This is a genomic window from Neorhodopirellula pilleata, assembly GCF_007859915.1.
In the GTDB taxonomy this organism is placed as follows: Bacteria; Planctomycetota; Planctomycetia; order Pirellulales; family Pirellulaceae; genus Rhodopirellula; species Rhodopirellula pilleata.
Window position 1 is genome coordinate 997,515 of the sequence record NZ_SJPM01000002.1, and the last position, 21,663, is coordinate 1,019,177.

Here is a 21,663-nt window from a genome sequence, read left to right on the forward strand (position 1 = left end):
AGCGGTTATATTCGCTAAGATCGGAACAACCCGCACGACGATCTGACAAGAATGACCTCGCTTCGGGTTGGAGAAGCTAGGCGAACTTTCACTATTTCGTGAACAGTCCGGTTGCTTTCTTGGTTTCACGGTCGATGCGATAAACCTGCGTGGTTTTCGGATCGGCCACCACGACCGCTTCGGGGGTCACCGTCAGTCCGACCGGACCGACGAGCGGTTCGCCTTCGAACCATTTCTCCGTTTTACCGTCTGCGGTGAATTGCCAAACACATTTGCCGTAGACGTCCGAAACGAAGCCTGTTTTCGATTCACTATCCCAGGCGATGCCCCCGGGGAATCCGTACGGGCGACCGGTCACGATCGGCTCGCTCGTTTTTGCCTTCACATCGATTTTGTGCACGGCTTCGGCGTCCGGCGTCACCGCCCAAAGTGCTCCGTCGGCGTCGAACACCAAACCACGTGCGTTGACGCGAACAATGAGTTCCGGCGTTTCGTCTTCGCCGACACCTTCGATCGGCAAGGAGAACACAGCTCGTCGTTCGGCGTCGCCGACGTACAACGTCGTGGCGTCGGGTGAGACGGCGAGCGCCATCGGGATTCCCAAGTATCCTCGATTGAGTGGCTTGGCGTTCTGGCCCGCTTCGCCGTCGGCATCTTCGGTCACATGATAGATTTCGCGGGTCGCCGCATCACCAACTAACACACCGTTTTCGGGGTGTCCGGTCGCGCAGAAAGGGCGATTGATTGTCTTGCGGAGATATCGCGACCCCGTCACGAGTCGCTTCGGCTGCGCTGATGCGTCCGCCGGCCACGCCACGCTCCATACGGCGGGCGCGTCGGAGTCAACGACAAGCAATTGCCCTGCTGAGATTGCGGCACCGCGAGGGTAGACCGGCTCGGTCGCTTGAGTCCAGTAATCCGCTGGTGTTTCAACGGATGTTTCCGTTGGCTTTTCGGCTGAAGATTTGGCTGAAGATTCGGCTGGGGTTTGTGTCTCGTCGGCCGCGAACGATGACGAGGCGAGGCAAATGAGGATCGTGAAACTCGTTGCGAAGATTCCGGTCAGATAGTTTGTTCCGGTTAGGCAGTTTTTTCTCATGATGCGGTCTTTAACGGTCCGATAGGCAATCAAGGATTCAATTCAATCTTTTTGGGACGAAGACGCCATGATAACAACTTCGATGCCGGACGCCGATCGAGCTACGTCGATCCGCCTCACATTCGGGTTGGTTTTCCTGATGACTTGCCTTTGCGGCTTGGGATCGGCACCATCGGCCAACGCGGACGGACCGGTTCGGGTAAAACGCCCTCAGCCGCCGGCTCGGATGGCTTGGTCGCCTGGACGTGTTGAAGCTGACGCGAAAGCCGTCCCGGATCAGTCGGCGTCTCGTCGCCGCTCGTCCGCCGCGTCTCAGTCGGCTCCATTGACCTCGCGGGCACCCCGTCTGCTTCCCGATCGTCGACGTTCCGAAATTGAACAAGTCGGTTTTCTTGAAGACTACGGGACCTGCGGCCCGGTTTGCGATTGCGGTCACTGTGGTGGCTACGCGACTGACCCTGGATGCGGTATCGAATACGAAGTCGGCTGTGGACTCGAAGCTGCCTGCGGTGCCGAAGTCGTATGTGGTGCCGAACCGGTTTGCGGATTGGAAGCCTACGGTACGTGTGGATGCGACGCCTGCGTTGGCGGGCTCGGGTGTGACACCTACGCATGTGACACCGCGTGCGAGATCGACTGTTTCCCATTGTTCTTGCCGATCTTGCGTATCGACTGGAACCGTTTCGAGTTCTTCTGGGGAACTCAGGCCTATCACAACCCAATGAATGATCCGGCGACCGGTGCGACAACGCAAACCGACAGCGGAAGTTTCGGTTTCCATCAAGGATTCAACGAAGGTCGCAACTTGCGTCCTTGGTTAGGAGCCGACTTAGCGGCGCAATTCGGATTGCGGGCGACGCAAAGCAATCTTCACGACGAAGACTTCACCAATGAAAGCCGCAATCAGATCTTCTTAACGGGCGGTTTATTTCGCCGGGTCGATTACGGATTGCAGTACGGTGTCGTGCTCGATTACCTCAACGAAGACTGGTATTACCAAGCCGACCTGTTGCAACTGCGTGGGGAGTTGAGTTGGATGATGTCGTGCCACAACTTTGGATTCCATTGGATGGCCGGCGTCAATGATCAAAACGTAACCACACGCGTGTTCAATGAGGCGGGTGCCGTATTCAACGGCACGGCGACGATCGACGCGTCCAATCAGTATCGTGCGTTCTATCGTCACTTCTTCGCGTCGACCGGTGAATGGACCACCTACATCGGCGGTACCGACGACGACCACTTCATTGTGGGCAGTGACATGGACATTCCATTGAAGTCCGGTTTCTCGATGCAGATCAACTCGACGTACTTCGCCCCCGGCAGTGACGGATTGGTCGATCACGTCAGCGAAGGATGGAACCTTGGAATGAGCGTCGTGTACCGACCGGGAGCCTGTCATCCCGCCAACCGATACCGTCGCCCACTATTCGATGTCGCCGACAACGGATCGTTCTATACATATCGCTAAGCATCGCGTGAACAACAAGTGATGGATTCTTAACGTGGCGTCGACTTTCAGTCGACGTTTCAGGGTTTGGCGGCTGAAAGTCGCCACCATTTAATGTTCACGCGATGCTAAGTGACGGTCGCGGACAACATGTGTTGACCGCGTGGTTCATTTGTCGTCTTCGTTGAGCCATTCGAGATTGAACTCGTCGTCATCGTCGTCGCCGGAGTTGTCAGCGGTGGCAGGCTCGATGTTTTGCGGACTGAGCGTAAACTCTTCCACGTCATCCTCATCGTCAGACACTTTGAAATTCAATTCGCCCGTCATCGGGTCGGATTCCAGCTTCAAAGATTCTTCATCGGGCGAAAATGACGAGTCACCGGTGAGCTGCCGAATCTGAGCATCACCACCCCGTGTTTCGTCACTGTCGGAATCGTCGCCTTCGAGTTCATCGGTAAGGGAATCGAACACCAACGGCGAATCATCATCGGATGATGATTCATCCGCTGATGCGCCGTCATCGGTCGACAGTAAGTTACCAACGTCGAGCGGCTCATCATCGATCTCCGCTGACAAGGTTTCCACATCGGTTGCTCGCGACGTGACCGTGTCGAACAATTCGACATCATCAAGGTCGAGTTCACCGATCTCATCGTCGTCGGGAATCGGGTCAATCGTAGCGCTAAGGTCCACCGGTATGGTGGCCTTGAGATCTTGCTCCTCGTCGGCCTCTTCCATTTCGTCAACCTCATCGAATGAAAGCAGTTCGAGGTCAGCCACATCGTCGGATCCATCGTTTCCATCGTTTTCTAGTTCCGATTCATCGGTTAAATCGGCATCGTTCTCGCCGAGGAATGGAAACGGCGATTCCATCGTCGCCGAAAGGTCTTCGATTGCCGAGTTCTCCTCGGCGGAATCGTCAGCATCGACGGCCAAGATCTCATTCAGGTCGGCGTCTCTGGTTGGCGGGTGATCCACGACGGTCGCCGCAGAATCGTCACCGAAATCGATCTTGGTGGCGTGCTCATTCAAGACGATCGTCGCGCCTAAATCTTCTTCCGATTCGCTCGCGTCCACTGGGGCGCTCAGATCAGTCGAATCATCTTCATTGTCTGCTTCACGCTCGGCCGGTTCCATGACCATGGTGTCAAACGTGTCATCATGCTCTTCTTCGATCTCAAACGGCTCCTCTGAATCGGCTCCGCTGAGCTCAAACTCGTTCGGATCCGATTCGCTGGGCTCCGTTTCGCTGGGCTCCGTTTCGCTGGGCTCCGTTTCGCTAGACTCCGTTTCGCCGGTTGACACGGCTTGATTTGGTTTTACCTCGCTGGTGTCGAACGGGTCCACTTCGACTGTTTTAAACAACTCCGAGGTTCTGCCCTCGTCATCGTCATCGTCTTCTACTTCTACTTCGCTGTCATCGGCAACGTCTTCGGATCGATCGTCGGTGATGTACGTCGCATCGAGGTCGCTGGCTTCTTCGTCGGTCGCTTCAAGAATCTCTTCGCTATCTTCGTCAACGACATCTTCGAACATTTCCGCTGCCGCCAATCCGACCGCGGCGGCGGCCGCCGCACTGCTGGCGGCGAGGGAAGCCGCAGCGCCTAACGAATCGTCCGATGTTGGATTCGTTTGGTTATCATTCTCGTCGATCATCTCAACGTCATCCATCTCGACGTCATCGAATTCACCGAATTCCTCGACTTCGATCACCTCGGGTTCGGCAAGCGAGGAGACGCCGGTCACGACGGCGGCGAGTGACGCATCTTCGATGTTGTCGCCCGGCAGTGTCGACGGAGCAGACACACGGGGGAAGATTTCTTCGGTGTTTTCCTTGAGGACTTGTCGCCCTAATTCGACGGCTTGTTCGATGCTCCATCCTCGGCTTTCAACGAAATCTTCCGCCAAAACGCTGGCGAGCGTTTTGCGATACATGTCGAACTTCGGCCACACGAACTCAAGTTTGTACGCGTCGCTGTAGTAACCGATCATTTTCGTTTTGGGCACCGCGTCGAGCCGCGCCCCCAAGTCGTGCTTGATCGTCGACGGCGTGTTGCTGTACCACCAATGTCCGTTGGGATAGACGTTCGGGAAAATCCATGCGTAGCTGACGAGTTCTTGGTTCGTGACACTGGCCAAGACCGAGACTGGAAACTTCACGTCAGGAAACGAGTTGAACAGATCCTTGTACTGGATCAGCGACACCCGCGAATCGAACAGGTCTTGCCCTTGATAGACGCCGTCGGGATAGACTTTCCGATTGACACCGATCATCAAATCGAACGGCAATCCGAACTCATCGCACAGTTCCGCCAAAGTCCAAAAAACACGACGAGACAACGCTTCTTTGTCGTTCGGCGATGCGGTCAGTCCATTCTTTAAGATCGAATCGAGTGCCGTCGACGCGCGACCGTCGGGAATCGATATCGGTGTGAACGAGGGTGGCAGCGAGATCGCACACGCTCGTGCGCCACGATTGACGAAATGCTCAAACCGTTGATGCAAACTCGCTCGCAGCGACGACAGCGAACCATCCAACTCAATACCGGTGCACGCGGCCAGGCGGCCTCGAACTTTCGGGTCAGCTAAGTGAAACACCAAATCATCGGTTCGCAGGCAAGGGATGTATCGATCGGAATCGAAACCCGCCAAGTCGTCATCGAAGTCATTAGTCAAAAAGACAGCTTCGATATTCGATTGATCCAAGACCATGTCGGGCCACTGCGCCGATGCCATGATCGACTCGCTGCGATCGTAGAGTTCTTCCCAGTTGTTCAGATGCAGTTTGTCTTCGTCGAATCCGAAGAACATCTTGCAGATTGCGATCAACCAACTGTACTGGATCGTGTTCTCGATCGGACCTAAACCGCCGACGAGTCGTTCGACCAATTCCTTGGGTCCGATCGAGGGGTCTTCGATCAGATGTTTGGGCATTCCTGCCGATCGTGCCAACTCGGTGTAATAGTGGTAACCGAGCAAATCGGCCAGCGTCGTCGATGCCGGAGCGTGCGGATTGATGTGGGTGTGTGGATCGATCAATCGCAACTGGGCGAGTTCCTGGTAGATCTCGGTACGACTGCTGCCGGGCTCGCTGAAGTAATCGGTCATTGCAAAATCAATCACACTTAGGTTGGAATCGAGTCGTGGAATCGGCCCTAAGATAGTCGCTCAGTCGCTCGTTTTCGACGTGCCACGAGGCTGCGAATCCAAAAATTGCAACTCTTGGCACAACATTGCAACGCTGGGCATGGTCGCAGGCGTCCCGAGGGCTTCCGATTTTTCCGAAGATTCCGCTCGGGCGACCGCCGCGAGGGGATTGGCAAAGATCGCGGCGACCTCCATCGGCCGCCCCGCCAAAAAATCCAGCCTCATACTGCTGTCGTAGGGCACCATGGTTTCGGTGTGCTCCATCGTTTGGCGGATCGACTCCGGATCGACCGTTACTCCGCAAGCAGCCGCCCCGGCGTGAACCTCGCGAATCAACCGATCCGACAATGCCTTGGCGGGGGCCGATCCCATGATCGCGTCGGTTGACGCGTTGAGAACGACCGACAATCCATTAAAGGGAATATTCCACATCAACTTTCGCCAGCGGGCTGCGGCCAAGTCGTCGGTCCACTTGGCATCGATTTTGGACGTCGTCATGTCCGCGACAATTTGCCTTCCGATCTCGCCGCGTCTTGATTCACCGTCGTCGTTGCCACCGGACGCTTGATATGCCCCGAAGATGATTCGACCATAGTCGAGATGCCGGATATGCCCGGGCCCGATTTTATTGCTGCACAAGAAACAGCATCCACCCATCACACCGACATAATCAACGCCAGTCAGCGCATCGACGCAGTCGGCCTCGACATCAAGCCCATTTTGAAGGTTCAGCACAACACCGCCGGGAGAAATGACCGGGGGTAAAAGCTCGCCGAGCAAGTGATTGCGAGTCGACTTCATCGCCAAGATCACCACATCACAGCGAGGCATCTCCCGAACATTCTGGTAAATCGCGGGGGACTCCAAGACGAAGTCTCCCTTCGGGCTGTCGACGCGTAACCCGTGTCGTTGGACATGCTCAAAGTCGGAGTTCAATAGAAAGTGAACTTCGTGTCCGCCGTGAGCCAACAGGCCGCCGTACAATCCGCCGACCGCACCGCTTCCAATGATTCCGTATCGCAATTGATTGATCCGTTCGAGTTTCAGACTGACTTTTAGCCGAAGCGGGCAAGCCCCCTCTAAAAAGGGTGGCCTTACCTTATCCATTTCCGACCTGGCCTTCAGGCACTTCGATTGTAACGGTTATCCCGCCTTTCATTCACGGGGACATTGGAGACGTAGGGGACTTTTGAGGGCGCAATCGAACTTCGATCGATTTTGGGAGCTACAGTTGAGCATCCCCTCCGAGTCACCTTGCCGCGGTTTAAGAACAATGTCGCTCGAGACGACCTATCTGATTCTTCGACGATCCAAACAGAGCGAAGCGGCTGACGCTCTGTCGGTCGGAGTTTCGTCGGGTGATGCGACGACCCGTGAGCGCTGCATCGAAACGCTGGCGTATCGTTGTGACTCCGCGTCCCATCGCGTTTTGACTCGATCGTGGTCTCAATACAGCGAGGCGATCATTGCGCGGTTGGAAACGCAATCGCACGACGACGCTGCTTGGTTCGGTAGCGTGATCAGTCTCTTGAAAGATCCGACCACATCCGCATCGGACCTCTGCTCCGCCTGTGACATTGCATCCAGGTTTCATCTCACCAAGGCGCTCCCCAGGTTGATCGAACTGGCTCGCAATCACGACGCTCGTGAGGTCCGAGAGGCAATGCTCGACGGCGTCGTTTCGCTTTCTTATCATTGGGGAAAGCTCGCTCGCAATCAATACGCGGGCATGAAACCGTCGCCAACGCTCGAGCGTGAGCGAGTCGGTGTGATGGAGCAGTTCGACTCCACCGCCCGGGACTATCAAAGTCACCGATCCGACAAATTCATCGACGCGATGTTGATGCTGGCAACCTGGAATGATCCGGTATTGCTGAGCATCTGTAACGAAGACACTCCATCCCGACAAATTATCTTGCGTAGGATGCGATCGAGCAAAGTGCGCGGAATCGTTGTGCTGCTTGCGGGATATCTACGCCGCAAGACGATCCCCGAATCGGTCGTCGGCGTGATCTGGCAACGAGCAGATGCCGTGTTTCGTGAGTATCTTTTACGTGCGGTCTCCGTGACGCCGAGCGCAACAATCCTCCATCACTTCCAAGAATTCGGACTGCCCGAGTGCCTCCGCGGCGGCGTCGAACTAGCCGAGCAAATCGACCGAGCCCATGACGCGTCGCTAGCTCAAGCCTACTCGGCCGCAATGGCGCAAAACCCTGAAACATTGTTGGTCATCCTCGAACTCATTGATCGACAATGGAAACATGCGGCGGCTTCACGCCAGTGTCCGAATGAACAGACGATCGCTGCATTTGCTCAATCGCTTCACCGTTGCCAACGTCCGAGTATGGACTTTTGGTTGCAAGCGATGAACAGCCCATTGATGGATGGCGACGTTGACGCACCCCAAGATTCTCTGGACTCACAAAGCGATCGCGCCGCCCGCATCTGCAGGCTTCTCATTGATTTGAGTTTGCAAGAAGATTCGCCGCTCGCTCAAGTTGCGTCAGATCTTCTGTCTGAGCTTACCATTCAACAAGCATTGCCACATTTTTGCAAATCGTCGCCGATCCAGCGTGTACGCCTTGGACGAACGCTTATCCAAATCGACGGCCAAACGATTGCCGTGATTCAAGACGGTCTTCGCCACGCTGTCATGCAGCGTCGACTCGAAGCCATTGATTTTGCCAAGACATTAGGTTTGGTCGATTTGATGTTCGAACCGTTGTCGACGATCGCCCGCGGCGACCATCAAATCGTGCGGATGGCAGCGACCGAAGCACTCGCCGATGCTCAAGGCGAAGCGTCTGCCGACTTATTGCGAGAACTGTGCAACGCCGAACAACCATCTTTGAGGGATGCTGCTCGCGAAGCCCTTCAAGCGAGAGGTTTGCACGCATGATCAAACACTTGATTTCCCTCGATAGTTTCGGTTGGTTCCAAGGCATTCTCGCGGTGACGCGGACACATGACTTGGCACCCGAGTATGTCGCTCCGGTCGACGCAGGAGCCGGCGTTCTGCCGTGGGTCATCGGGGCGGTTGTGGCTATTGTCGTGGTCGTGGCGGCCTACTGCATCATCCGGCAGATGCGGATTCCGGTCATTCCGATCAACGACGACCTGACACAAGAACTCTGTCGGGCCCATGGGATCGGCGTGCAACATCGCGGTTCCCTCGATCGAATCGCCCATTTAGCTGGATTGAAAAGCCCGGCCCAAATGTTCCTGTCCGCACAGCTTTTCGACGAGGCCGTGTCCAAAGCCAGCCAAGTCAAACGACTCGGCATCCGTCAACGGGGATTGGTTTTTGAAGTTCGATATTGCCTGTACGGCTGATACTATTGTTCGATGGTGGTTTGTCCGGAACGCCCGGCCGCCCATCGCTGCAGGCCTTCTAAACGTTGCTTTCCGCGTTGATAGTACTCTTCCCCGAGTGTAGAGAGATGTTCTCGGGCAACTTCCTGATATCGATCTTCGGTGACGTTGGAGCGTTCAAACCAGCCCCAAGTTTCGAACGTGCGTGACAATTCGGTAGCGATTCGGCGGTGTCCGCTGATCGTCGGGTGAACGTGGTCCACAAACCATCCTGGGTCCGCGATGTCATCTTCGATCGCCGAACGCATCAGTGGCGGGCGATCGAACAGACGAGGGATATCCACCAATTGCACCGGAGAAGTTTTCGACGCAACCTGTCCGATACTCCGCACGGTTTCCTCAATCGTTGTCGTCGCCCTCAATGGGCAGACGTCGAAATCTCGAGCCGCAATCAAGTGTTTCCGAGCGGCGTCTGAACACGATTCCGGCGTCGGGTCACGGTCGTAGGCGGCGCGTCCAAGAACGAAATGAGCTCCGGCATGTTCGCTGTCGATCTCCAATAGATTCCGGGCTAAACGGAACCGTTCGGTCTGGTCTGTTTCTGCGTCGACAATAGTTTGCCACGCTTCTCTCATGAAGGCGTCCTGGGATGGTAATGCGGACGGATTCGGCTCCACTTTAAAGGGAGGCGTTCGCACGACGTCACTTGCCGGAACACAAACGATCAGTGGAATCCTCTGCTTGCGACATGTTCTCACCATTCGATCGAGCGTCTGTTCGAATTGCCGCTCGACTTGATTCCTCCACGAAGAATCACGACGGAAGGCACGCATTCCGCCTTCGCGATCTAGGCGAGTTTGTAGATCAAAAAAGGTTCCTTCCGGATCGGTTGAACGATTGCTAGAACCGGCGAGATCGGTGCCCGTCCAGACTTCCCGAAGAACTCCGACGGCTCGCGATTTGCCGGCCGCCCAATTGATCCATCGCTGAGCGGATGAAGCGTGCTGTTGGCCGTGCCGGTCTTCGAGCCGGTCTTCGAGGAACTCGTTGTGACCGATGTATAGCACGATGGCATCAGGCTGATGGCCGAGCACCTCGTGCAGAATCCGCTCCACGCGATCACTCGCATAAGACACGCCGCCACAATTGATGACCTCGTGTCGCCGATCGGTGTCGGCGGAGTTAAGACGCAGTTCCAAGAACTTCGCAAACGCGGTTTCGCTCGCATAGGGACGCCCTTGAACGGTAGACCCACCGAGGACAAAGACCCGCCGGGTATTGGGCGGCTTGGGAGCGACAAAAGAAGCGTGGCAAAAATAGTTGCTGCGTCGAGGACTGATTTCCCAAGTCACGGTTCCGGACGGCTGATCCGCTTGGACAGGCGTAAACAATCCAGTGCCATCAAAGCCATCGCTTGGCCGCGAATCTTCGCGACCATCAATCCATCGCAAACCGATTTCGACAACGACCAGGGGTAGAAAACCGATCGCGATCGCGGTTAGCCGAAAAATCCATCTTCGGCGAGAGGTAATCTGGGCGGGCATGTTCCCAGCCTGCAGCTATGGTTTTGTTGATTGAAGCAATCCGGCTTTGACGGCCTTTTCCATTTCCTTCTGTAAGTCGACGTACTGCGGATCGGGGAGATCCTCGGCGTCTCGGACGATTTCGGCAGAGATGATCGAATCGGGCGGCAACTGCACTTCGTTCTTTTTCTTTTCCTTCGTCGGATCGACACGTCGCAGCCGCGACACCACATCCATGCCTTCGATCACCCGACCGAAAACGGTTTGGTTGGTCGAGACGGATGTGATTGGCAAGTACGGAATCGCGAACTGTGAACTGGCCGAGTTCGGGATAAACTCGCCTTTGCCGAGCGGAATCTTGGCCATGATAAGCGAACCACGCAACGCGTTGCGGTTCCCTTCACTCTCGTGTTCGTCGACCAGAAACTCGCCTGAGTTACCTCGACCGTCGTTCGACGTATCGCCCGTTAAAGCCAACACGTTCGGTGTCACCACCGACCAATCCATACCTTCATAGAACCCACTTCGGACCAGTTTCAAGAAATGAGCCACCGTCGAAGGTGCTGTTTCAGGAAACAACTCGACCAGAAAACTTCCCATGGTGGTTTCAAAACGGACTTGCGGTAGGGTTGCCGGATCGGTTGCCGCGATCGCCGCTTGTTCTTCGGTGAATTGTTCTTCCAAAATATCCATGTGAAACTGCAGTTGGCGATCGGCATCCTCCAAATCGTCGTCTTTCAAGGCGTCGTAGACTTGGCGAGCCGATTTGAATTTGCCGGTCGCGACTGCGGATCGTGCTCCGGCAAGGTACAAGAACCGATAGTTTTGCCCCAGGTCGATCAACCGCGCGGCGGCTTCGAAGGTGCCTTGGTCGTAAATGTCGGTGTCAAAGTGAACTTGAACCATCGTGACGAGATAACTGGCCGCTTCGGAACTGGGCAAGAACCGGATCAAGTCCAGCGCCGCATCGAACTCGTCTTGCATCAAGCCCCAAACTTCTTCGCGTTTTTCCCGATAAGCAATGATCGCGGCGGGAGACCGGTCCAAGTCATTGCGGTAACGAATCTGAATTTCTCGTAACTCGCCCATCGCCAACCGCAGCTTGTCGTTGGTGTCTCGAAATCGGGTCAACGTCGACTGGGCTTCGCCTTGAGCCTCTTCGGGCAGCTTCAAGATTAGTTCTTTCAATAGCTCAGGGTCGTCGCGAAAATCCTTCAAACTGTCACGCTCGGGTGCCAGCAACGATGGGACTTGACCGGAACTTGACGGTGATTCACCTGCCTCGGGCAAAGCCGCTGCTTCGGAATCGTCCGACAATTGCGGCGTTTCGGGAAGATTGCCATCCTGAGCAGCAACTCGACCGGCCGAAGCGGACACGACGGCAAGACAACCGACAAAAGCTAAAGCGGCATAGAAAACGAGTCCGGAAATGCGTGGCATGGGATGGCCGTGGGTTCCAAGAATTTGGACAGGAATCAGAACAGAACAGTCAGTCCGGCAGGCTACGCGGACGAGGCCTCGATGGTTCGCCAGCAACCGATCCCGGCTTGTCGGGCGGCGAATTAGGCGGGGCAATCGTCTCAACGTTATACTGTTGCTCATCGCCGCCGTCCTTTAGAATTGAGGCGGTGCGTGCGCCCTTGCGTATCGCCGATGAGTCCGTCCCGCCCGCTTTCCTTCCACCCTTCAATGCCCATGCGTCCCGCCACACTTCACCCGCGTTTCCATTTGATCACTTGGCAAGTCCTTGCCGCATTGATGCTCGGCATCGCGTGGTTCTGCGTCCTTACCGAAAAAAACGTATGGGCGGCCGAAAACGGCAAGGCCAAGAACATCCTCATGATCGCTGGACCGCCGAGTCACGGATACGGTGCCCACGAACATTATGCCGGATTGAAGGTCTTGGAAGAATCGCTGCTCGAGGCAAATCCAAAACTCAAAGTCGAGGTCGTTCGCGGTTGGCCTGAAGACGCTTCGAAGATCGCAGCGGCGGATTCGATCGTCGTCTATTGCGACGGCGGAGGTCGTCACGTGGCGATGCTGCACCGCGACGCGATTCGTGAAGTGCTCAAGCGTGGTGGCGGGTTGGTGGCGCTGCATTACGCGGTGGAGATGGTCCCAGGTGAGTCAGGTGACGATTGGGTTGAACTGCTCGGCGGGCATTTCGAGATCCACTACAGCGTCAACCCCCACTGGGTCGCCCATTTTGATGCAATGCCCGAGCATCCGATCACCCGGAGCGTCGATTCGTTTCATGCCGACGACGAGTGGTACTTCAACATGCGTTTCTCTGAAACGGGAAAGCTAACCCCGATTTTACAATCCGTTGCACCGGAGGAAACGATGCGTCGGCCCGACGGCCCCCATTCGGGAAACCCCACCGTTCGCAAGATGGTCGCCGCCGGCGAACCACAAACGGTCGCTTGGGCCTACGAACCTCCCTTCGGTGGTCGTTCGTTCGGCTTCACCGGCGGCCACTACCATTGGAACTGGGCTCAAGAACCCGTCCGCCGTTTGGTCACCAACGCGATCCGCTGGACCGCCGGCGACGAAATTGAGTCTGAACGGTCGGCCATGAAAAAGCTTCAAGCCGAAGACTTGCTCAAGGACCAAGACTACCCGAAGCCCAAGAACTTGGACCTCAAGGAAATCACGAAGAAATTCGACCTCGCGGTCTCCGGCAAAGACGCGAGCGGATCGGGCGACGGCAACCCGACACTGCTTGCCGCTTCGCCAAGGGTCACCACGCAAACGAGTCGGCACCAGGTGGAATTGCAAGTCGACTTGAACAAACTCGACGCCGATCGTCGGCTGTATTTGGTGGTGACCCAAGGCGGTGACAGTTTCGCTTGTGATCACGTCGCCTGGATCGATCCGGTGCTCAAGGGCAGTAAGGGGGCTGCCAATCTCGTCGATCTGGATTGGGTGTCCGCCACCACCGGTTGGGGCGAGGTTCACAAGAATGCAAACGTATCAGGCAGACCCGTCAAGGTTCGCGGCGAATCGATCAGTGCGCCGGCGATCGGGACACACGCCCCGAGTGTGATCTGTTTCGAGATCCCTGAAGGTTACGAATCGTTGACCGTCATCGGTGCTCTCGAATCCGACGGAACCGATCAGAACGAGGGCAATACCACCAGCGTTCGATTCGCGATTTATACAGGCGGCGTTCCGAACGATCTTCAAACGCTCGATGAAAACTTACCTACCGGGCAACGTCATCCCGACAACGCGATCGCCGGTTTGGAAATCGCCGAGGGACTCGAGGCGACGCTGATGGGCAGCGAACCGAATCTGAAAAGCCTAACGAATTTGGACATCGACCACCGTGGACGCGTTTGGGTTTGCGATGTGATGAACTATCGCAGCCGCGCCAACGCACGGCCCGAAGGTGACCGCATCCTCATCCTCGAAGACACCACCGGCGACGGCAAACTGGACAAGATCAAGACGTTCTACCAAGGTCCCGAAGTCGATTCGGCGATGGGGATCTGCGTGCTCGGTAACCAAGTGATCGTGTCGGCCTCGCCGACCATTTGGAAGTTCACCGACGTCGATGGTGATGATGTGCCCGATTCCAAAGTCGCGATGTTCACCGAAACGGGACAACCGCAACATGACCATTCCGCCCACTCGTTCTTGTTCGGCCCGGATGGAAAGTTGTACTGGAACTTCGGCAATACCGGGAAACAAGTTAAGGACGCCGATGGCGAAACGATCGTCGACATTCGTGGCCGCGCCGTCGTCGACAACGGGCAACCCTTGTTCGGCGGGATGCCGTTTCGTTGCGACTTGGACGGATCGAATTTCGAAGTTCTCGCTCATAACTTTCGCAACAATTGGGAAACGACCGTCGATTCGTTCGGCTCGCTTTGGCAAAGCGACAACGACGACGACGGCAACCGTGGCACGCGAATTAACTTCGTGATGGAACAAGGCAACTACGGTTATCGCGACGAGTTGACCGGTGCCGGATGGCGTGACGATCGGATCACGCTCGAGGAGGAGATTCCATTGCGACATTGGCACCTGAACGATCCCGGCGTGGTTCCCAACTTGCTGCAAACCGGTGCGGGATCACCGTCGGGCATTTGCATGTACGAAGGCCGATTGTTGCCCGAGCGTTTTTGGGACCAAATCATTCACTGCGATCCCGGCCCGAACGTCGTGCGTGCCTACCCGTCGCAACCCGACGGTGCGGGGTATTCGGCCACGATCGAGCCACTGATGACGGGTATCGCCGACAAGTGGTTTCGTCCGGCCGACGTTTGTGTCGCGCCAGACGGATCGTTGTTCGTGACGGATTGGTACGATCCCGGCGTTGGAGGTCACCGTCAAGAAGACAGCGATCGCGGTCGACTGTTTCGCTTGGCTCCTCCAGGGGTGAAGTACACGGTTCCGCAGTTTGATTTCAAAACCGCGGCCGGATGTGCGGAGGCTCTTCGCAACCCGAACCTGAGCGTCCGCTACATGGCTTGGACGGGCCTGCACGCGATGGGGCACAACCCGGCCACTGCTTCGCAAGCCCAAGCTGAATTGGAAAAACTTTACGCCGACGCGAACCCACGCGTGCGAGCCCGCGCGATGTGGTTGCTCGGCCAAATCGCTTCGGACCGGGTCGCCTTTGTACAGCGCGTCCTCGCCGACCAAGATTCCGACTTGCGGATCGCGGGTATTCGTTTGGCCAAGTTGATTGGATTGAGTGTCGCGGAAGTTTGCGGCGGTCTCGTTGACGACGATTCGCCCGCCGTTCGACGCGAACTCGCGCTGGCGATTCGTTATGACGTGACCGATGCGATGCCCGGCGTATGGGCCAAGCTTGCCGCCCGACACGACGGTTCGGATCGTTGGTACCTGGAAGCTCTCGGCATCGGCAGCGACGTTCGCGCGGACGATTGCTTTTCCGCTTGGTCCTCGCTCGTTGGTAAGAACTGGAACACGCCGGGCGGCCGCGACATCGTATGGCGGACGCGAGCCGACGCGGCGGCCGAACGAATCGTTGAATTGATCGCCGATCCGAAGTTATCGGTCGAACAAACCAATCGGTATTTCCGAGCGTTGGAATATCACAAAGCCGATGTGCGAGCGGCCGCGCTGAAAAAGCTGCTCGTCAATCGATCGTCCGAACAAGAAACGTTGGTAATCAATGATTTAGGGAAAACACAATCCACCGCCCTACGATCGCAAGCCGAGCAAGACGAGATCATCGTTCGCGCCGTGATGCGCATGCCCGGCGAAGTCAACTTGGCCGAGTTCCCAAAAGCGGAAAAGGCGATCGAACGCCACATCGCACGCAGTGTTGGCAAAGAGCATTACTTGAAATTGGTCGAGCGTTTTCGCCCAACCGGTGCCGAAGAATCGATCTACGCCATGATGGTCCAGTCGGGCAACGACACGCTTTCGATGCAAGCGGCGCAGTACCTCCTCAAGGGCAACGAAGGTTATCAAAAGTTCGTTGGCTATCTATCAACCCAACCCGTCGACGAAGCCAAGCGGATCGCTAGTTTACTGGGGACGGTCGGGAACCAACGTGCCGTCAAGGTCTTGGAAAAAACGATGGCGCAAGCCGAGCTGAGCTACGACGTGCGGGCCGCCTCGGTGCGGGCACTTTCCAAGAACAACCTCGGTATCGAATCACTGCTCAGCCTCGCCGAATCCAACACCATGCCGGCCGATTTGAAATTACTCGCCGGTGGTTTGCTGTCGACCTCACCAGACAAGAAAATCGTCGAGCGTGCAGCCCGGATCCTACCTTTGCCCGAATCGTCAGGCTCGGTCAAGTTGGCGCCGCTGGATCAACTCGCGGCGATGTCTGGCGACCTGGCACATGGACTCGAGTTGTTCCGTGGCAAAGGAACGTGTAGCAAATGCCACGTCGTCAACGGATTTGGCAATCAAGTCGGTCCCGATCTCTCGGAGATCGGTAGCAAATTGTCCCGTGAAGCGATGTTCACCTCGATCTTGGACCCCAGCGCAGGAATCAGCCACAATTACGAGAACTACATCGTGTTGTTAGACAGCGGCCAGATCGTCAGCGGGATTCTGGTCACCCAAACGGATGAAAAACTTGTGGTTCGCAACGCGGAAGCCATCGATATCGCGATCGACCCAGGCGATGTCGAAGAAATGAGCAAGAGTGAGGTATCCATCATGCCTGCAAACTTGCATCAAACGACCGACCAACAGGGCCTCGTTGATATGGTCGAGTATTTGATGAGCTTGAAGAAAATTCAGAACCTAAGTGAGTGATTCACAAACCGTTGACGCACGATGGCGGTTGATTCAATCGTAAACCCATTCGCAAAATTGCGAGAGAACCAAATGAAATCGTTCATTCGCGTTGCTGTTTTACTCCTCTACATCGCCGTTTGGGCATCAAACGTCCCGGCTCAAACATGGCCACAATTTCGCGGGCCACAGGGGAGCGGTGTCAGCGACTCGGTCGTTCCAACGACTTGGAGCAACGACCAGAACCTCGCTTGGAAGACGCCTTTGCTGGGACCCGGTGCGAGCAGCCCGGTCGTTTTCGGCGATCGCGTTTTCTTGACCGCCTATTCAGGTTACGGCGAATCGATCGAAGATCCCGGTGACCGGGCGAATTTAAGACTACACGTTCTCTGCATTTCCTTATCCAGTGGCGATGTTTTGTGGGACAAGACGTTTGAACCGTCGCCGGAGGAGCAACCGATCGGCAAACGCGTCGCCGAACACGGATACGCCTCACCGACGTCCTGCGTCGATTCCGAAAACGTCTACAGCTACTTTGGTCCTTCCGGCGTGATCGCGCTGACCCACGAAGGTGAATTGCTGTGGCGAAAGAATGTCGGCACCAACACGGTCGGTTTCGGCGCCGCAGCCAGCCCGATTGAATTCGAGAATTTGGTCATCATGAACGCGTCGATCGAAAGCGGATCGTTGTATGCGTTGGAAAAGGCGACCGGCGAAGTCGTCTGGCAGGCTGACGAAATTGACAAAGCGTGGACGACGCCGACGATCGTTACACTCTCCGATGGCTCCCGAGAACTGATCGTCAACCAACAAAACGCCATCCTCGGTCTCGATCCCCGAACGGGCCAACGATTGTGGACCTGCTCGGCGGTCGAAGATTACGTGGTTCCCGCGATCATCGCCGACGGCGAAACCTTGTACTGCAGTGCCGGGCGCAGCAACAAGACGTTCGTCGTCAAAGCGGGCGGACGGGGCGACGTGAGCGAATCCCATCTGATTTGGGACGTTTCGCGAGGTGCCAACGTGACGACCCCGGTTCTGCACGGCGGTTATTTGTTCTGGTCGCACGACAAAGCGATCGCCTTGTGCTTGCGAGCGAGTGACGGTGAAGAAGTGTTCCGCGAACGGTTGCCGACCCGCAGCCGAGTGTACGCATCGATCGTAGGCGACCGCGAAAAGCTGTTTTTGACCACCCGAGACGAAGGCATCGTCGTGATCGCCGCCAAACCGCAATACGAGCAACTCGCCATCAACGAACTCGGTGACGAAGGCGAGTTATTCAACGCAACGCCCGCGATCATCGGCGATCGATTGTTGGTTCGTTCGGACGCGGCGTTGTATTGCATTCAAACGACGAAATGACGACCGGGGTTGCGAAAACCGGAATTGTTTTCTACCCTCTCCCCTCCTCAATCTCGCGACACTTCGTTGCGAGACAATATTCCTTTCCCCCTCACGTCTTCGATGGGGCGAAGGGCTGATGGAACGCAGTGGCTTTTCCGAGTCGCGACGGTTCCGGTGCCCTGGAAAAACGTGGTGTTTTGCGGTCCGGCAATGGACCTCGATCCCGTGTCTTTCTCGAACCCGACGTGAAAATCCCCTGGAGTCTTGCCGCAAAAAGCGGCAAACCAAACCTGATGGCGAACGAAATTGTAAAAGAGATGATCGAGTCGGGCGTCCACTTCGGACACCGCACGAGCCTCTGGAACCCGAAAATGGCCCCGTACATTTTCGGCAAGAAAAACCAAATTCACATTCTCGACATCCGCGAAACCCTCCGCGGTCTGTTGCGAGCCAAGAAGTACCTTTCGCAAGTCGCCGCCGGCGGCAGCTTGATCCTGTTCGTCGGTACCAAGCGTCAAGCCGGTGAAGCCGTCGAAGAGCAATCGCTACGTTGCGGGATGCCTTTCGTTAGCGAACGTTGGCTCGGTGGAACGCTGACCAACTTCCGCACCATTCGTTCGCGTCTGGGTCGTCTCGAAGAACTCGAAGATTTGCGCACGACCGACAAGATCAACGATTACAGCAAGAAAATGCAATCCTCGCTCAACCGCGAGTATCGCAAGATGTACCGTAACTTGAACGGCTTGCGAACGATGAATCGTTTGCCCGAAGTCATGTTCATCGTCGACCCCGGCAAAGAGCGCAATGCCGTTCGCGAAGCCAAACGGTTGGGCATCACGACGGTCGCGTTGATCGACACCGACAGCGATCCGAGCTTGATCGATTTGCCGATCCCCGGCAACGACGACGGTATTCGCAGCGTCGAAATGATCATGCGTGAACTCGCCGACGCGGTGATCGCCGGCAAGGGACAAACGCAAGTCGAAGCCAGCGACGCCGGAGCCCCGGCCGCCCAAGCTGCCGAGGCCGCTCCAGCCGAAGCCCAACCGACCGAGGCCCCCGCTGCGGAACCGGCTGACGAACCTGTCGCCGAGTAGATCTCTCCGCTTGATACCGTCGCGGAAGTCGACAAGACTTTCGCGACGGGCCGATCGCCGGGAATGTGGCTTTGAATCCTTCGTCGATCTTTCACGAGGGTTTTCATCTCGGCATCGTCTGCAACGCAAACGCTCCCCTCGCGACTGTCGGCCGCGACGGTCCACCTCCCCACTGATTCCCAACACAAACACATTCGATACTAGTTCTAGGAAGTAAAGATGGCTATCTCCGCCAAAGACGTAAGTGAACTGCGCAAGTCCACCGGTGCCGGCATGATGGATTGCAAAAAAGCACTCGAAGAATCCGGCGGCGACATGGAAGGTGCGTTGGATTACCTCCGCAAGAAAGGCCAAAAAGTCGCTGCCAAGCGTGCCGATCGCGAAGCCGAAGAAGGGGTCGTCACGGCGATCGTCGAAGGCGACAAGGCTTTGCTGCTCGCCTTGAGCTGCGAAACTGACTTCGTTGCCAAGAACGAAAACTTCACCGCCTTGACCGAACGAATCGCGAAGTTGGCATTTGAACACAACGCCAAGTCCGTCGAAGAAGTCAACGCATTAACGATCGATGGCCAAACCGTAACCGATTACTTGGTCAACGAGACCGGCAAGACGGGCGAAAAGATTCTCGTCTCAGACGTTCACGTAATCGAAGGCAAGAACATCGCTTCCTACATTCACGCGGGCAGCAAGATCGGCGTCTTGGTTCACTATCAAGACGGCGGCAAAGAAGGCTCCGACCAGTTCTTCCGTGGTGTCGCGATGCACATCGCCGCCATGAAGCCTTCGATTCTGCACCCTGATGAATTCGACCCCGAGTTCGTCGAGAAAGAAACCGAAGCGCTGCGTGCTCAGATTGTCGCCGAGAACGAGCTAAACGAGAAAGAGAATCTCGGTAAGCCCGTCAAGAATGTGCCTCAGTACGCCAGCCGTCGCCAATTGACCCCCGAAGTGATGGCGGCTACCGAAACGGCAATCAAGGAAGAACTGAAAGCCGAAGGCAAGCCGGAAAAGATTTGGGACAAGATCCTTCCGGGCAAGATTGATCGTTTCATCGCCGACAACACGTTGCTCGACCAAGAGCGTTGCTTGTTGAGCCAGTTCTATGCACTCGATGACAGCAAAACGGTCGAAGCGGCGCTGAACGACTTCCATCCGGAAGCCAAGATCATCGAGTTCAAGCGTATTTCGGTGAACTGAATCAGTCATCCAACTGGATCGAAAGCGGGAAGGCGAGACTAACGATCGCCGTTGCCAGCATCACTCCACATGCGACCTGCAAGGCTCCCGCTAATCCGATCGCTCCGGCCGTTCGCCCCCAAACGAGCGAGCCGATCGCCATCGATCCGGCCATCATCGTCAAATAGCACCCCATGCCTCGGGCTCGCAACCGAGGGGGAAGGGTAAATTGGGCGGTCGCGTTGAGCGTCGTCAGCGTGGCCATCCACCCGGCTCCCATGGCCAATACCGTGGGCAACAGAACCGGCCACGATGGTGCCCAGCTCATGATCGCCAGCCCGAACGCGAACAATCCCATCGCTCCGGCGACCATGACGTCCGAACCAAAGCGATGGCGCAGACGTGGTAATACGGATGCCCCGGCCACCGCTCCGGCACCAATGCATCCGACGAGGGCACCGAATCCTTGAGCGCCCCAGCCCAGTTGCGTTTTGGCATACAACGGCATCAGCGACCATAACGCGCTGCCCGGCATAACAAACAACAACACGCCGATCATCACGTGACGCATCGCTGGGTTCAGGAGCACGTACCGCACGCCTTGCCGCATCGACGACAGAAACGATCGACCACGACTGTTCTCGATCGACGTGCGCTTCCAAAGTATCAAGACGAGGATCACGCAAGCAAACGACATCGCATTGATCGCGAACGTGCTCCAAATTCCGACGAGTGCGATCAACACACCACCGATCGCTGGTCCCAACGTGCGTGCTAAGTTGAAACTGACGCTACCTAATCCGACCGCGCGAGGAATCTGGCTACGCGGCACGAGTTCGGGGATCGCGGATTGCCAGGTCGGAACGTGAATCACCATTCCTAAACCCATGACAAACGTCAGCGACAATAGCCCCCAAGCGGATATTTGATCGGTGAACGTTAGTAGCGACAGGATCGCCGTGACGCTGAACAGCATCGACTGCGTCATCAACAAAAGACGACGCTTGTCAAACCGGTCCGCCAACACCCCGGCCGGGATGGCCAAGATCACAATCGGCAGCGACATCGACGTCCGCACCGCTGCCACCATCTCAGGACTGGCATCCAAACTCGTCATCAACCATCCCGCGCCCACCTCGTGGATCCAAGTCCCCAAGTTGGACGCTAAAGACGCCAACCAAAAAACGCGAAACATCGGCAGCCTTAAGGGCTCCCAAGCCGATAGCTTGGAGTGCTTCGAAGGAGCGAACAGGTTAGTTGAAAATACCTGTCGGATCAGTTTCATCG

General features: G+C 56.3%; 13 protein-coding genes. 7 read left to right on the forward strand and 6 right to left on the reverse strand.

The annotated features are described in order from the left end of the window. Window positions 1-91: 91 nt before the first annotated feature. Entirely contained in the window at window positions 92-1,099 is a 1,008-nt protein-coding gene (locus Pla100_RS08775) for an NHL repeat-containing protein (protein ID WP_231602855.1), read from the reverse strand. Between the two features lie 67 nt (window positions 1,100-1,166). On the opposite strand from Pla100_RS08775, the gene Pla100_RS08780 reads away from it, so the two are divergent. Continuing rightward, window positions 1,167-2,570: a DUF6666 family protein gene (locus Pla100_RS08780; RefSeq protein ID WP_146577244.1), complete on the forward strand. Its 1,404-nt coding sequence runs from the start codon at window positions 1,167-1,169 to the stop codon at window positions 2,568-2,570. Window positions 2,571-2,717: 147 nt separating this feature from the next. Here the strand turns inward: Pla100_RS08780 and Pla100_RS08785 are convergent, their stop codons facing one another. Then, a complete protein-coding gene (locus tag Pla100_RS08785; RefSeq protein ID WP_146577245.1) occupies window positions 2,718-5,657 on the reverse strand; it encodes a glucuronate isomerase in 2,940 nt (979 codons plus the stop codon). 60 nt (window positions 5,658-5,717) lie between these two features. Next, window positions 5,718-6,719 (reverse strand): putative 2-dehydropantoate 2-reductase, encoded by a 1,002-nt coding sequence (locus Pla100_RS08790; RefSeq protein WP_231602856.1) that lies wholly within the window; start codon window positions 6,717-6,719, stop codon window positions 5,718-5,720. Between the two features lie 208 nt (window positions 6,720-6,927). Between Pla100_RS08790 and Pla100_RS08795 the strand changes: the two genes are divergently transcribed. Both Pla100_RS08795 and Pla100_RS08800 read left to right on the forward strand, forming a co-directional pair. Then, window positions 6,928-8,595, forward strand: coding sequence for a HEAT repeat domain-containing protein (locus Pla100_RS08795; protein WP_146577247.1), 1,668 nt, complete (start codon window positions 6,928-6,930; stop codon window positions 8,593-8,595). Beyond that, window positions 8,592-9,029 carry a hypothetical protein gene (locus tag Pla100_RS08800; protein WP_146577248.1) on the forward strand — a complete coding sequence of 146 codons (438 nt, stop codon included), beginning with the start codon at window positions 8,592-8,594 and terminating at the stop codon, window positions 9,027-9,029. The genes Pla100_RS08795 and Pla100_RS08800 overlap by 4 nt, the downstream gene beginning before the upstream one ends. Window positions 9,030-9,031: 2 nt before the next feature. Here Pla100_RS08800 and Pla100_RS08805 read toward each other — a convergent pair whose 3' ends face one another. Together Pla100_RS08805 and Pla100_RS08810 are read right to left on the reverse strand one after the other, a co-directional pair. Further along, window positions 9,032-10,552 (reverse strand): SGNH/GDSL hydrolase family protein, encoded by a 1,521-nt coding sequence (locus tag Pla100_RS08805; protein WP_146577249.1) that lies wholly within the window; start codon window positions 10,550-10,552, stop codon window positions 9,032-9,034. A gap of 15 nt (window positions 10,553-10,567) precedes the next feature. Further along, entirely contained in the window at window positions 10,568-11,971 is a 1,404-nt protein-coding gene (locus Pla100_RS08810; protein ID WP_146577250.1) for a peptidylprolyl isomerase, read from the reverse strand. Window positions 11,972-12,226: 255 nt separating this feature from the next. On the opposite strand from Pla100_RS08810, the gene Pla100_RS08815 reads away from it, so the two are divergent. The 4 genes from Pla100_RS08815 to tsf all read left to right on the forward strand — a co-directional run bounded on the left by Pla100_RS08815 (window position 12,227) and on the right by tsf (window position 20,397). Continuing rightward, the gene (locus tag Pla100_RS08815) at window positions 12,227-16,780 is read left to right on the forward strand and encodes a PVC-type heme-binding CxxCH protein (RefSeq protein WP_231602857.1); all 4,554 of its coding nucleotides are present in this window, start codon (window positions 12,227-12,229) and stop codon (window positions 16,778-16,780) included. Window positions 16,781-16,852: 72 nt separating this feature from the next. Next, window positions 16,853-18,121 (forward strand): outer membrane protein assembly factor BamB family protein, encoded by a 1,269-nt coding sequence (locus tag Pla100_RS08820; protein WP_197167783.1) that lies wholly within the window; start codon window positions 16,853-16,855, stop codon window positions 18,119-18,121. Between the two features lie 227 nt (window positions 18,122-18,348). Further along, a complete protein-coding gene (gene rpsB, locus Pla100_RS08825) occupies window positions 18,349-19,200 on the forward strand; it encodes a 30S ribosomal protein S2 (RefSeq protein ID WP_315853457.1) in 852 nt (283 codons plus the stop codon). Window positions 19,201-19,419: 219 nt separating this feature from the next. After that, complete coding sequence (tsf, locus tag Pla100_RS08830) at window positions 19,420-20,397, forward strand: translation elongation factor Ts (protein WP_146577252.1); 978 nt, start codon at window positions 19,420-19,422, stop codon at window positions 20,395-20,397. A 1-nt stretch (window position 20,398) separates the two neighbouring features. On the opposite strand, the gene Pla100_RS08835 is transcribed toward tsf, so the two are convergent. After that, window positions 20,399-21,661 (reverse strand): MFS transporter, encoded by a 1,263-nt coding sequence (locus Pla100_RS08835; protein WP_146577253.1) that lies wholly within the window; start codon window positions 21,659-21,661, stop codon window positions 20,399-20,401. Between the last annotated feature and the right edge of the window lie 2 nt (window positions 21,662-21,663).